The 13,875-nt window shown below is 43.3% G+C and carries 9 protein-coding genes; 2 read left to right on the top strand and 7 right to left on the bottom strand.

Annotation, left to right across the window (positions count from 1 at the left end; translation table 11 throughout):
- Positions 1 to 96: 96 nt before the first annotated feature.
- Genes MHN32_RS22370 through MHN32_RS22385 form a run of 4 tightly spaced genes read right to left on the bottom strand, consistent with a single transcriptional unit; the run spans position 97 to position 7,179 of the window.
- The gene (locus MHN32_RS22370) at positions 97 to 963 is read right to left on the bottom strand and encodes a peptidylprolyl isomerase (RefSeq protein ID WP_239422850.1); all 867 of its coding nucleotides are present in this window, start codon (positions 961 to 963) and stop codon (positions 97 to 99) included.
- Positions 964 to 965: 2 nt separating this feature from the next.
- Positions 966 to 1,787 carry a transporter substrate-binding domain-containing protein gene (locus tag MHN32_RS22375; RefSeq protein WP_010606618.1) on the bottom strand — a complete coding sequence of 274 codons (822 nt, stop codon included), beginning with the start codon at positions 1,785 to 1,787 and terminating at the stop codon, positions 966 to 968.
- Positions 1,784 to 5,443, bottom strand: coding sequence for a translocation/assembly module TamB domain-containing protein (locus tag MHN32_RS22380; protein ID WP_206473365.1), 3,660 nt, complete (start codon positions 5,441 to 5,443; stop codon positions 1,784 to 1,786). Before MHN32_RS22380 ends, MHN32_RS22375 begins: the two co-directional genes overlap by 4 nt.
- On the bottom strand, positions 5,443 to 7,179 hold the full coding sequence (locus MHN32_RS22385) for an outer membrane protein assembly factor (RefSeq protein WP_239422851.1): 1,737 nt from the start codon (positions 7,177 to 7,179) through the stop codon (positions 5,443 to 5,445). The genes MHN32_RS22380 and MHN32_RS22385 overlap by 1 nt, the downstream gene beginning before the upstream one ends.
- A gap of 238 nt (positions 7,180 to 7,417) precedes the next feature.
- On the opposite strand from MHN32_RS22385, the gene MHN32_RS22390 reads away from it, so the two are divergent.
- A complete protein-coding gene (locus MHN32_RS22390) occupies positions 7,418 to 7,750 on the top strand; it encodes a ribonuclease E inhibitor RraB (protein WP_010606615.1) in 333 nt (110 codons plus the stop codon).
- Between the two features lie 16 nt (positions 7,751 to 7,766).
- Here the strand turns inward: MHN32_RS22390 and MHN32_RS22395 are convergent, their stop codons facing one another.
- The 3 genes from MHN32_RS22395 to pyrC all read right to left on the bottom strand — a co-directional run bounded on the left by MHN32_RS22395 (position 7,767) and on the right by pyrC (position 11,134).
- Positions 7,767 to 9,521: a DEAD/DEAH box helicase gene (locus tag MHN32_RS22395; protein WP_239422853.1), complete on the bottom strand. Its 1,755-nt coding sequence runs from the start codon at positions 9,519 to 9,521 to the stop codon at positions 7,767 to 7,769.
- Between the two features lie 102 nt (positions 9,522 to 9,623).
- Positions 9,624 to 9,929 carry an H-NS histone family protein gene (locus MHN32_RS22400; RefSeq protein ID WP_010606613.1) on the bottom strand — a complete coding sequence of 102 codons (306 nt, stop codon included), beginning with the start codon at positions 9,927 to 9,929 and terminating at the stop codon, positions 9,624 to 9,626.
- Positions 9,930 to 10,096: 167 nt separating this feature from the next.
- Entirely contained in the window at positions 10,097 to 11,134 is a 1,038-nt protein-coding gene (gene pyrC, locus MHN32_RS22405) for a dihydroorotase (protein WP_174169966.1), read from the bottom strand.
- A gap of 184 nt (positions 11,135 to 11,318) precedes the next feature.
- On the opposite strand from pyrC, the gene MHN32_RS22410 reads away from it, so the two are divergent.
- A complete protein-coding gene (locus MHN32_RS22410) occupies positions 11,319 to 13,679 on the top strand; it encodes an EAL domain-containing protein (protein WP_239422852.1) in 2,361 nt (786 codons plus the stop codon).
- Positions 13,680 to 13,875 lie beyond the last annotated feature (196 nt).

The following is a 13,875-nucleotide window of genomic DNA, read 5'->3' on the forward strand; positions in this document are numbered from 1 at the left end:
TTACGCACCAATAGCTGGCTATTGGAAGTGAATTCAACGCAGTTAGCGCTAAAACTAGCTGCTAGAAAGGCATTAATTATCCGCAGCTCAGGTTATTTATTCCCCTGTCGTGTCTTCCATTTCAACAGGGACGGGGACCGAACATATATCGGTGTGATTTGGCGTATCAACAAACCAATCTCCCGCTCTATTTTTACGTGCAGCAATTAGCGACTCAAAAACCGGCGTATTTGTCTTTAGCCTTTTAAAAGAAGGTGCATCTTTTACATCAGCAAGTACCGTAACGCCTTTGATAACATTATACGCTTGCCCAGCAACTGGTTTACGATCTAGATGCTGAACATGCTCCATTCCCGATAACAGCTGCCCAAACACGGTGGTGTTTTTGTCTAGGTACCGCTGCGGCGTCAACGTGATGTAAAACTCGGTACCACCACTATTAACATCGTTGGTTCTGGCCATGGCAAACGAACCAACGCAGTGTGTCATCCAGGTTTTAGTTCCAGCTTCATTTTGTCCTACGGCAAAACCATTTAAAAACCCGGTACGCGGCGCGTAGCCGTCTACAGCAGCAAGAGGTGTGATCTTCAAGGTTGATTCTGTGCTATGAAAAAACTCAGCGGCAATCGCTTTTTTTCCTTTTTGCGGCATTTTATTGTCCGACATATCGCCGCCTTGGGCCACAAAGTTTTCCACAAACCGATACATACTCAAGTTTGTGTAAAACCCCTCTCGCGCTAACGCTTTAATATTTGCCACATGATTGGGCGCAAGTTCAGGGTTAAGCGCGATATAGACCGATCCTGTTTGTAATTCTATTTTAAGAATATTTTCAGGGTCCAGCTGCTGCCAGTCGCTGCTTTTGGCCTCAGCAACGACTTCCGATGGTGACTTTGTATAAGGTTTTGCAAAGACAAGAGATGAACTTATGCCAAGCGCAATAAGTAGTAAGGTTTTTTTCATTATTATTTTCCTTGTTTATACCAATAAAATGGCACCTCCAACGGCGCACTGGGTGGCAGGTTTGGGTTGTCTAATTCTATGACTGTTTTGTTTTTAAGATCTAGCTTTTCAAGACGAGCGGAAAAGTGTTTTAAAAATAACGCCTCGAATCGGCCATCTTGCAGTGCGCTTTTAAGGCCTTTCTCAATTTGGCTATGGAGCAACGGGTTGTCGTGAGAAACAAAAAAATATACCGCCGAAGGATAGTAAAACACCACATGCTGATCTGCTACCAAATCCGTGTCACTCAGGGCAGCTTCAATACTCACTAAATCGCTTGGTAGCACATCAAAACGTTTTTTCAACAGCATGTCGTAACCACTGTCTTCTTGTGAGAAAGAAGTCACACTGAGGCCATTACGCTCAAAAATCTGATGGTCTGGCCAATCTCTGCGTAAACCAAAAGTAACTCGGCGCAAGTCGCCAATGTAGCGTACTCCGCTCAGTAAGGCTTGATTATGTTTGTGCACTAAAGGAATGCGATAACCCAAAATCCCTTTCACTAGGGGAATGCGAATTGCACTCGCGGCCTTTTCGCGCTGTGAGTTAGTCACTAACCAACTGACATCCAGCCCCCCTTTTTCTCCAAGTAGGCGCACCGCTCTGTCTTGAGAAGGAATACTTCTCACTGATACGAGCCTCGCTGACTCTACCTGGTAGGATAAACTCAAAGTAAGCAGCTCTATAATGTACGGATCGGCACCAGCGCTGATTCTAATTTCCGTTGTTTCTTGTGCTTTGAGAGGAAATATCACAAAACCTAGAACGAGCCAAAGCAGTTTCATTTATCATCCCAATCAAATTTGTATAAGAAGTCTATACTGTTGTACAAACCGCTCGTGGCTTCAACATAAAACTTCGAAAAAACACGATAACGCAGCGCAATTTCATTAATAGACTCAAATACCCCAACACGATAACTGACCTGAACATTGGGGGTGATGTAACCTGACACCTCGACCTGTGTATCGTCACCACTGCCTTTTGCTGATAGGTTAACATCCGAAAGTCCAAGCGATTCCCCCGCCTTACTAAAGAATCCTTCACTGCGGTCAATTCCCTGTGAGAGTAAAAACTGCGTGAGTAGCGCATTGTTAGAGGTTTCTGACTCCCCTAAAGGCTGACCGTTAAGTAGGTATGACAGTGCCTTGGCTTGGTCCATTGCAGGCTCTGAAAACACAGTCAAACGCGGCTTAGCAATATTGCCCGTGAGCTCAACACCCGCTATTACATCATTGGCGGTTGTCGCTGGATTTCGAATAGCTCGAATGTTCAAATAAGGTTTATCTAATGCACCATTGAAGCCAATTTGCCCAGTACGGATCAACAAGTCTTGGCCAAATGCACGATATTTCCCCTCTCGCAATTGCAACTCTCCCGTTGCTAACATTGGCGACTCAACTTGCTTGTCAATTTCGATTGCACCGGTAACAAAGCTATCTAGCCCAAGCGCCTTCACCCTAAAATTATCTTTAACGGTCAGTTTTAAATCTATTTCATGTTGAACTGGCACCGACATCTGCTTTTGCACCTTAGCATCAACAATGACTTCATCGTCGCTTGGCGAGGTGACTCCCTCAGGCAGAGATTCAATGTTTACTCGGCCAAACGGCACCACAATTTCTCCAAGTACTCGCGCAATCTTACCTTTATAGGCAAGTGTTAGATCTGGGCTTGCGGTTAGTTCAATCTGTGAGTCTGGTTGCACATAAATATTTTCGCCCTTTATTTTGACTTCAGCAGAGAGCTCGGGCGACCAATAGGCTTCGCCAGTTAGTGCTACCTTGCCGCCTTTTGCTGCTGTTAACTCAGCCTCAAGTTGAGCTGAAGTGGCATTAAAATCAAGATTGATGTGACCTTTATCAATTTCAACAGGCAAAGAGTCAGAAGACATAAATAAGCGCTGAGCAGTTAGTTTACCGTTCACTTCAGGGGCCGCGAGGCTACCTGAAATATTTATATCCCCTAACACTTCCCCTTGCAGGTCAAAACTTTGTTCCGTTACTCGGTTTAGTAGCGCTGACAACTTAGCCAGCTCAATTGACTCTATTTTTACGTTACCAGCTAATTGGGGGGATTGTTTATCTAGCGGCACACGCGTATCACCACTGAACTTACCTAAGGTTTCGGAGGTCATGCGCCAATCAGCGTGGATTTGCTTGTTATTGGTTTTTAGTAACGCTTTAAATTCAGAAATTGAAAATGTTTGCCCATGAGTCGTAATGCCGGCATCAACAATGTTCAGCTCGCCATCGGCTCGCGTTACTTGGCCGTTTTGCCACGCAAGTTTAGCCACGGCCTGAGTTTCACCTGTTATTTTGAGCTCTGCTGGCAACCAAGTTTGTAGTTTAGCCAGTGCCAATTTCTCCAGTTTAACATCGGCTTGCCCTTGTGTGCCTTGTTGCTCGGCTGCAAAACACAAATCAGTATCATCCATCCGCCAACACTGCTTTGCAATGCGTTGACTGACTTCACTGATCACGATTGCGGCAGGACTTTGCAATGCTATCGTTTGCCCTTGGGAAGTTACCTCTCCAGACGATAATTCTCCCTGCCAAGTGGACTGTTGCAACTTGCCATTGACTTCAAAGCTTGCAACCACTCGCTTATCACGAATATCCAATGTCGCGTTATGTTGCTGCTGATTGCCTTTCACAGCTAGACTAATGTCTTCAACCATTTCAGAGTCAACAATCAAACGGTCTAATGCCAGTTTAATTTGCCCAGTCACTTCATTGGCAATATCAACCGTGCCTTTCGTCGTTAAGCCATGTAGTGCTATATTCTGGTAACGCACAGAGTCAAACTTAATATCGGTCTGAATCCTTGGCTTGAGGTGGTCGCCCTGAACAAAGATTTCACCACTGCCCTTTAAGTCAGCTGGAATAAGCGTATTTGCCGCCTGCTCAAACTGAAAGTCAATATCGAGATCTAACTGCTGACCAAGCTCACCGCTTACCGTCAGGCTATTTTTGCCATAATTCAGGCGTGCATGGCTAAACTCACCTAGCAGGCTCTCATCCACAACGACCTTAACGTCCGCATTAAGTGGTGTACCCGCCACTTTACCATCGAGCTTAAAGCGCTCAACATTAACCTGCCACTGCTCACCTTGACTCATAAAATCAAACGCGAATTGCCCTGCCAGCATATCGTTTTTCGTCAGGCCTGCATCGTATTGCACTAGCCCTAGTAATCTATCGACTGGTAGCTGAGAAAAGTCCCCGTTCACTTTACCCTTCACCCCTTGCGACCAGTTCACTTGTCCCGCGATTTGCGCTTGCGCTTTTTCAAGCTGAAGCTTTGCTTTAGCTAATGTAAACGCTTGTAGTCCACCTTGCCCTTCAAGTGTCGCGGTAACATCACCAAACTGCACAGTATTAACAGCGATTGAGCCTGACAAATTGTATTTTGAGGCATCCCCGCTCAAGCCGAGTGTCGCACCTTTTAAAGTCGTGGGCTCTGAAGGAATAACTAATTTATCTATTTGACCCTGTAAATCAAAAGGCCAGTTTGTCGCTGTCAAATCCGCATGGGCTTGCAGTTGTGCAAAAGCCATTCCCTCGCTATTCAAAGTAAGCGTGAGATCGTGAGGGCGACCCGCCAGTGTTAAACTGGCTAATCCCTGTGGCGCGCTCAAGGTTGACCTCAGATCAATAGTCCAGTCATTAAGCAAGATTTCTGCCGCTGCTGATATAAACCATTCTTGATAGTTAAGCTGAACCTGCTCCACGTCCACATTTTCATCCACTACAACTTGAGAAAGCTTGATATTCTCAAGTGTCTGCTCATCTACCGCGAGGTTGTTAATCTTTAACTCGCCGAGCTCAGCGGTTAGCGGTAGGTCTATCTTAGGCAGCTGGAGTGGCGCTATTGCATTAAGTGGTGCTGGCGATTTTGCAGGCACAGGCTGTTCAGTTGCCTTTGTGGTCAACTTCACACTGTCTAACAGCAAAAAAGGGACATTAAAATGTGAGCCAGAACCTGAAAACTGCGTGTCTAAGCCTTGCAATCGCACAGTAATTTCCGGCGTGTCCAACGAGAATTGCTGAACTTGAGCACGTTTTATTGCAATTGGCAGTGGTAACTCAACTTGGCCACTTTCAGTAGTTTCCGCTTCGCTGACACTTTTCTGCTTTTGTACGATCGCTATCGTTTTTGCGTCTAGCGCAATGCAAACGCTGGCACAGGTCAACCACTCAACAGTGACTTTGGTGTCTCTAAGACGAATATCTATATTGTCATTGTGATAACGCAACGTAAGATTGGCGCCAGATAACAAGCGCTTATCTAAGCCATCGATTTCTAACCCTGAAACCGTTTTATTCGCTGTCCAAACCAGTAACTTTTGCCCAGGCAAGGTAAAGCATAAACAAACCAAAAGTAAAAATAAGCTAATAATGGCAGTAATGATTTTGATTCTTAAGCTTCTGAACTGCATTAGATTTCAGGTCCTATAACAATACTGAGACGGGTGCTTTTACTTTCTTTGGTCAGCCCCCAAGCATGATCGAGCCGGATTGGACCAACGGGGGTTAAATAACGAAAACCAAACCCAGCTCCAACTTCCCAAGCGTCCGAGAAATCGTTCGTTGCAGTACCCGCATCAACAAACAAAGCAGCTCGCCAACTTGGATGGAATTGATAGTTATATTCCACTGTACCAGTGGCTAAATATCTGCCGCCAAGTATGCGCCCTTCGTCATCGCGAGGGCCGATAGATTCATAGGCAAAACCACGGATACTCTGATCCCCCCCAGCAAGAAAACGATGGGTAAACGGAATTTGGTCAATATCCTTTGTCACAATCGCCCCTAAGTCTAAACGACCAAAAAACAAGTGCTTGGTTTCAAAGCTTCTTAACCATTCATTGTTCCATCTCACTTTCAACATATTTGCAGACGATAGTACAGAATCTGCTGCAGCTTCAATGGAGATCAGGCGCTCGTTCCCCCAATAAGGTAACGCTCCACCTTTACTTTCTTTCTTTAAGTAGCTAATACCTGGGATCAACATTTCCGTCCGTTGTTTTTCGCCTAGCTGTTCCGTAGTTTCGTGTTCACGTTTCAAAAACGCCGTCCTCACCCACTCGTCATCCGTTAGCCATTGTCGCTGTACTTGTACGTTCCAAATCCGGCTGTTGATCCCTTCAGTTACTTCATCCTGCACCTTATAACCGCCTAACACACGCCATAAATCGTCGTTAGGATTGTCTACTGGAATGGTATAACTGGCAGTGATATCTTGTTGCTTTTGCGACAGCCTCAGATTGGATTCAAAGGAATGGCCATCCTCGGTGATCCAAGGTTTAGTCCACTTAAAACGGGTTTTTGCACCCACATCATCACTGTAGCCAGCACCCACTTCAAAGCTATTTGCGGGTTTGTCTTCAACACTCACTCGAACGGGGATCTGATCGCTCGTCCGGTCCTTTAACAGCGGATAAACCTTTATCGCACTAAAATAAGGTGTGGCATTTAAAGAAAGATTAAAATCAGACAAGAGGCTAGCTTCAAACGGCTGCCCTTTCGAAAATGGGCTTAGCGAACGTATATAGTTAGCCGCTTTGGTGTTTCCCTCAATAGCAAGGTCGCCAAATTGATAACGTTTACCTGTGTTGAGAAGTAGTCGCACGCCAGCATAGCGATTCGCTTTGTGAACAAGCAACTTGGACTCCTGCCATTGATAATCAAAATATCCAAGTTCTAGTAGCTCGCTTTCAAAGCGGCTTTTCGTTGCCTGATAATCACTATGATTAACTTGCTTGCCAACTTGGATTGGTACATCTTTGATAAGCGAAACTAAATCCGCATTGTCCTTCCCTGTGCCCACAAGCTCAATATTAATATCTTTCCATTTAAGTGGTGCTTCAAGTTTGACTTCGGCTATGACGTTTTGCCCTTCTCCACTGAGTTGAATATCAAAATGGTAATAACCTAAAGCATGCAAAGCGCGACGTATGTCCGCACGTACCTCTTTCATCACCCGAGGGATTTTTGGCTTACCTTTGTAAGATTTTAAAAAACCAGTGATGTTGTCTTCTACATCGCCGTTTTCGACTTTGACTTCAATGTTGGAGATTTTTACTGATGCAGGGCGAGACTCCGCACCTGCGTTAAACGAGGAAAAGCAGCACAAAAAAAGCGCTAGTGTTAAACAAGAGAAATACAGCTTCATTTAAATAAAACGACCTAAATATCGCGACTTATGGGCATCGATAACGCCATTGTGCTTGTGAAAATGGATACTGTAAAACGACTTTTCAGAGAAAGTGCAATTTTACTGAGCTTAAGCTGAACATAGGGTGTATTTTGATGTAACGCAGTGGCTTTATCGCACATTTATTTACATTCATCCTTTTTATTTTCTTGCAGATGACGGACAATAGCAGCAATTGAACCTGCAGAGTGAAATTATGCAATTCCCAAATGATGATAACGGTGAACTTTTAGCTGAGATTGCCGCTGCTGGCGTTGATCTGACGCAAATGCAGAATATCGATTTTTATATTCTTTTCGAGCAAGCTGATGATGCTAAGCGCTTCAGTAGCGCGATTGAGAAAGATGAATTAGCACCTAAAACCCAGTTACAACAATGTCCTGATACTGGCGTTTGGGAAGTGATCACCACAGTGACTATGGTCCCTATGCACGAGCTGCTGAGTCAGACAGAGCAATACCTAGAAAGCATAGCCAATGGCTATGAAGGATATGGTGATGGCTGGGGCTTAATGGCCTCGGAAGAATAAACTTGCTACAGAAAAGCTAACTTTTGTCGGCCTTTCTGTAGCTTCCTTGATAATCAAACAGCTTTTCAGAAACCTGCCAACCAAACTTCTTGTGTAATTTAGCAATCACAAAATCCGGTGCAATTAAGTCAGTATCTATCACTTCTTCAGCTGACTGCCATTGCGCAGGTGCCGATGTTGACTTTCTCCGCTTTGCAAATTGCTGGTGGAATATAAATAGGCTCTTTTGATTAGAAAAGTCATAGACTTCACTGCAACTTGCCCCATCCTCATCAAAGTAAGTAATTTTTAATTTATTGCCACCGAGTACTTCGCTACATAGCCCGCTACAGCGTAATACCATTGCATGTTTTAAATTCAGTGCCGCGCGCAGCTTATCATCTGGGTCTGCCATTATTCCGCCGCACTGATGACATTGCCTTGCAGCAATATCATTTTCTGCACCGCACTGCTCACATTCTTTAAACTTAAAACGATAATCACATTGCTGTGAGTGACCTTCATCGTCTTCAAGCAACCCCTGACAGCGCCTACCAAAATGCTCAATAAGCTTGCCTTGCTCGTCTACCTTGCCCCAGAAAATATTGGCAAAGCCACAACCAGGACACAGCACCTGTACGGGCTCATTGTCTGAATTTGGCTTTTTACTTCCCACTTCAGGTGCAAATAAGTCAAAGTCATTGCCAGCATAATCAATGACAAAGCAATCTTCTTTATTTTCGTCTAACCTAAGTCCTCTGCCTACAATCTGCTGATAGAGGCTCACGGACTCCGTGGGTCTCAAGATAGCGATAACATCAACATGGGGCGCGTCAAACCCGGTAGTCAGCACAGAAACATTCACTAAATACTTAATTTCTCTATTTTTAAACTGGACGATAAGTGCATCTCTCACGGCAGATTTGGTTTCACCCGTTATTAGCGCACTATATTGCTCAGGTAAATAGCCGAGAATTTCTTTTGCATGCATAACCGTCGCGGCAAAAATCATTACGCCGACCCTATTCTCACTTAGCGCTAGTAAGTGCGAGATAATGCTTTCTGTTGCACGGGTCTGAGCCTGTAATAATGTATTCATATCAGATTCTGAATAACGCCCAAATGAATCTGTACTTAAACTAGAAAAGTCATAATTTTCAACCGCTGGATCAATTTTTTTAGGTGGCGTTAGGTACGAGTTTTTTATCATATATCTGAGCGGCAGCTCATAAATACACCGCTTAAATGGTGATTCTGCTTTCCCCCTCACAAAACCGTGATAATGCTTATGATATATCCATCCCATACCCAAGCGATAAGGTGTTGCTGTTAAGCCCAGTAACTTTAATTCAGGATTAAATTCAGTCAGCTGGTTTAAAATTTGCTGATACTGACTATTATCATCACCACTTACTCGGTGACATTCATCAATGATAACTAATGAATAGAATTGATTAAGTTGTGACAAATTTCGAGACAACGACTGCACACTGGCAAAAGTCACCTGATGCTGTAACGACTTTTCTTTTAATCCAGCAGAAAAAATGCTCGCTTGTAATCCATAGCTTTTATATTTTTGTGCATTTTGTTCTACAAGCTCTTTAACATGAGTCAACACTAATATTTTGTGCCTAGCAAGCCGTGCAAGCTCCGCAATAACTAAACTCTTTCCGGCGCCAGTAGGCAAAACAATTACTGCAGACTCGCTAGATTTACGAAAGTGGAGCAGTGTATTTTGTACCGCTTCCTGCTGATAAGGTCTTAAAACGTAAATAAGCGCCTCAGGGGATATATAATTAAGTCAAAAAAGGCGTACCTACTAAGGTACGCCTTTTATTTAAGCAATTTAAACAAAGGTTGTTCAATACCGAACCACCTTCATAATAAAGCATTATTAGATTAGATAATCATCTAGGTTAACACCTTGGAATACTTTAGGTGTTTTACCACGGCCAGTCCACTCGATTACCTCACCGTCTTTTTCAATACGGTATTTTGCTTTTACTTTAGAACGACGGTCAGCTGACGTAGTGCCCACTAAATCATCAAGCGTAAGTCCTTTTTCTTTCAGCATAGCCAATACCTCTTCTTTAGCTTGCTGTTGTTCCTTTTGCTCGTCCAGTGCTTTTTGGATAAGCTCTAACGCTTTTTCTAAATCACCGTAGCTTGCATTTTTAATAAAAGACTTGATCTCACGCATTGATACTCTCTCAATTAAGCTTAGTTTTAATATTTATATTGAATACTATATTAAAATTAATAAAAAACAAATTGTATTCTGTGAATTTTAATTTTGTTACGAAAAAAGCGCCATAATAGCGCTTTCTAGTTAGGATTAAGAAGATTTAATTACATTTTGTTTAAATCTCATTCAACTTTCCAGTCAATAGTTGTACCCGCTTTAATAGGAACAACAGATCCTTCACCTAATTTGTATGCATCAGGCACTTGCCAAGGAGACTTAGTCAGCGTAATGGTATCTGTATTGCGTGGTAAGTCATAAAAGTCCGGACCAAAGTGACTCGCAAAGCCTTCTAATTTATCAAGCTCTCCCGCGTCTTCAAATGCTTCGGCGTATAGCTCTATTGCGGCATGTGCAGTGTATGCACCGGCACAGCCACATGCGGCTTCTTTTTTATCTTTCGCATGAGGGGCTGAATCAGTGCCCAAAAAGAATTTCTTACTTCCGCTTGTCGCCGCTTCAATTAGCGCTTGTTGATGTGTATTACGCTTTAAGATAGGTAAGCAATAATAGTGAGGGCGAATACCACCAGCCAACATATGATTGCGGTTATAAAGCAAGTGATGAGCAGTGATAGTTGCTGCAACGTTGTCAGGTGCTTGATTGACAAAATCAACGGCATCTTTTGTTGTGATATGTTCGAGTACGATTTTTAGCGCTGGAAAGTTATCAACGACTTTAGATAGCTTAGTCTCAAGGAATACTTTTTCTCTATCAAAAATATCAATAGATGAGTCCGTCACTTCACCGTGCACAAGCAGCAACATGCCAACTTCTTGCATCGCTTCAAGTGCTGGATACACGTTTTCAATATCCGTTACCCCCGACGCTGAGTTTGTCGTCGCACCGGCTGGATACAACTTAGCAGCAACGATATGACCGGTTGCTTTCGCTTTTTTTATTTCTTCAGGAGTAGTGTTATCCGTAAGGTACAACACCATTAGAGGCTGAAAGTTACCTTGAGGATTAGCGGCCATTATGCGGTCACGATAAGCCAAAGCAGTCTCTGTGCAAGTTGCTGGTGGGACCAGATTTGGCATGATAATCGCGCGGCCCATATAGCGACTAATATCTCTTACCGTATCGACCAATACATCACCATCACGTAGGTGCACATGCCAATCATCTGGTCGTGTAATCGTTAGCGTTTGTTTGCTCGTCATTGCTCTCTTCCACTGCTGAATTTGCCCGATCATAGGCTGCACATGGGTGTTAGTAAAGTTTTTCAGGCCAACCGCAGATTATTTCACTTTGTGAGTTTACTTTAGCGCGTTTTCATTTTTCACAATATTGGTAAATATGTACAATTTAAGTTAACTTAGTAGCATCTTTTCATGAGAAATCTGTATGCTATCTGAGAACCAAAAATTAGAATCAAAAACTGAGCAGCTTAGCATCATTAACCAGTTTTCTTCGTCGCTGCTGCATCTAACCAAACTTGACGAATTATTTGAATACGTTACGACACAGGTTGTCAACCGACTGGGGTTTGTCGATTGTGTTATCTATCTCGCTGATCCTTACCAAGAATATCTAGAAGTCGCTGCAAGTATGGGCGTTTCCCATGCTAATGGTGATTATCGTGTTGAACAAACCAAGATAAAGATTGGTTTAGGTATTACTGGTCAAGTAGCAACGACTAGAGCGCCCTTTATTTCTGGAAACGTCGCCGCTCACCCTATGTACATTGCTGACTTACGACCCGCCATGTCAGAGCTTTGTGTACCACTTGAGTATGACGGTCATTTAATCGGTGTGATTGACTGTGAGCATCCAGAGGCCGATTATTTTACCTCCGCGCATTTACAGATATTATCGACGGTCGCACATCTGCTCAGTGCCAAAATCCATCAGTTACGTACCTTAGAAAACCTCCAAACCACGATTGCCCAGTTACACCAAGCACAGAATTTAGAAAAGTCCCTGCTTAAAATTGCAAACATCACTTACCGCTTTGAGAACCTTGAAGCTTTTTATGATGACTTATATAAAATCATTGCCTCTCAGCTTTGCGCCGAGAACTTCTTTATCGGCCTTTATGATACTCAACAGGATATTTTAGAAATCGATTATTTGATTGAGGGAGGCGAAAAATGTAATGCACATCAAAAAGTATCAAAAGATCAGATTAAGCATACTGCATCCTACTATATTCTGAAGAACCAACGACCACTGCTGTGTGATAACAATCAATTTAGAATGCACATTACGCGGGGTGATTTTAAAATGGTGGGCCGCTCGCCGCGCTCTTGGTTAGGCGTACCATTTTTGGTTAATGATCAATATCAGGGCGTGATTGTACTGCAAAGCTACAATAACGACCAAGCTTTCGTGAATCATGATTTATCTATTTTGACTTATATAAGTCGCCAAGTCAGCATGGCCATAGACCGGCAGCTTTCACGACAAGCGTTAGAGCATAGAGCCTTACATGACGACTTAACAGGTCTTGCCAATCGCTATTTATTGTTAGAGCGGATCAAGCATGCCATTTTGAGGCTTGCACGAATCGAGTCCTCTAATTTGCACTGCCTAATTTATCTGGATTTAGACAGATTTAAGAGCATTAATGACTCACTTGGCCACGATGTTGGTGACCATTTCTTGATTGCTATTGTCGAGATGATAAATGGCTGTATTCGCAAAACCGATACATTCGCGCGGCTCGGGGGTGATGAGTTTGCAATTTTTATGGAAAATGTCCAAGACAGGCAACAAGTCACTCTGCTACTTGATAGGATCACCACAGCAATAACCAAGCCCCTTCATATAGATGGTCATGTTCTGCAAGCGTCAGGCAGTATTGGCGTTGCGTTCACTGATAACGAGTCCGATAGCGCAATTAATTTACTGCAGCAAGCAGATGCCGCCATGTACGAAGCAAAATCTTCGGGTCGGGGTCAGGTCTGCTATTTTAATAATGCCATGCGCAAGCGCCTAAAACAGCAAGCCGATATTGAAAATGATCTGCAACATGGCATAAAAAACAATGAATTTGCGCTGTACTATCAGCCGATATTTTCTCTCACGACTGGCGCTATTGTGAGCTTTGAAGCCCTTGTCCGTTGGTTTCACCCCAAAAATGGTCTCGTCTCTCCAGATGCTTTTATTCCAATTGCAGAGCAAACCGGACAGATCATTGAACTTGACTTACATTTGTTGGAATTAGCAGCCAAACAACTCAAACGTTGGAAAGCGCAAAAGCTGCCGAAAACTCGCGTTACGGTAAATGTTTCATCGCGACATTTCGCAAGCTTAGAGTTCGTAGATACAATTCAGCAACTTTATCATCATTATGAGCTTACACCTGGCTCTTTATGTTTGGAAATCACAGAATCTGGATTAATAGCAAACTTAGCTCTTGCAACCAAAATTATTCAAGGATTAGAATCCCTTGGAGTGAAGCTTTATCTTGACGACTTTGGCACCGGTTACTCTGCTTTAGGTTATTTGCACCAGCTCCCCATTCATGTGCTTAAAATTGATAAGAGCTTTATTGACCAACTAACTGAAAGAGAAAACCCCCTAGTTGATGCGATTTTGAAGCTTGCACAATCACTTAACCTGACCGTTGTCGCCGAAGGTATCGAGCTCGAAACCCAGTGGCAGCTATTAAAGCAAAAAGGCTGCCAATTTGGTCAAGGTTATATTGTTTCCAAACCACTCACCGCAGATCAAGCGATGGCATTTTTACTGAGTAGAAACTAGGGCCTGTTGATCTTTCAAGTTTGTTTTTGCAGCAGTTTGATTGGTATTTATACAAGGCAGAACCAGCGTAGCATAGTCATTCTATGTAAGTCTGGCGATAACACAGTAGAAATGCTAATCAAGCGCTGCCCTTTGGGTTCATCTGAGTGCGCTTTGTTCATTGTTGCTCAACTTTTGCCTAGATTACTAGGCGGCA

The sequence above is a fragment of the Pseudoalteromonas sp. Of11M-6 genome, assembly GCF_022347905.1.
Taxonomy (GTDB): Bacteria; Pseudomonadota; Gammaproteobacteria; order Enterobacterales; family Alteromonadaceae; genus Pseudoalteromonas.

Excerpts from the sequence above, each read along its gene's own strand:
- MHN32_RS22370 (WP_239422850.1), bottom strand. The coding sequence starts at position 963 with ATGAAAAAAACCTTACTACTTATTGCGCTTGGCATAAGTTCATCTCTT.
- MHN32_RS22375 (WP_010606618.1), bottom strand. The coding sequence starts at position 1,787 with ATGAAACTGCTTTGGCTCGTTCTAGGTTTTGTGATATTTCCTCTCAAA.
- MHN32_RS22380 (WP_206473365.1), bottom strand. The coding sequence starts at position 5,443 with ATGCAGTTCAGAAGCTTAAGAATCAAAATCATTACTGCCATTATTAGC.
- MHN32_RS22385 (WP_239422851.1), bottom strand. The coding sequence starts at position 7,179 with ATGAAGCTGTATTTCTCTTGTTTAACACTAGCGCTTTTTTTGTGCTGC.
- MHN32_RS22390 (WP_010606615.1), top strand. The coding sequence starts at position 7,418 with ATGCAATTCCCAAATGATGATAACGGTGAACTTTTAGCTGAGATTGCC.
- MHN32_RS22400 (WP_010606613.1), bottom strand. The coding sequence starts at position 9,929 with ATGCGTGAGATCAAGTCTTTTATTAAAAATGCAAGCTACGGTGATTTA.
- pyrC (WP_174169966.1), bottom strand. The coding sequence starts at position 11,134 with ATGACGAGCAAACAAACGCTAACGATTACACGACCAGATGATTGGCAT.
- MHN32_RS22410 (WP_239422852.1), top strand. The coding sequence starts at position 11,319 with ATGCTATCTGAGAACCAAAAATTAGAATCAAAAACTGAGCAGCTTAGC.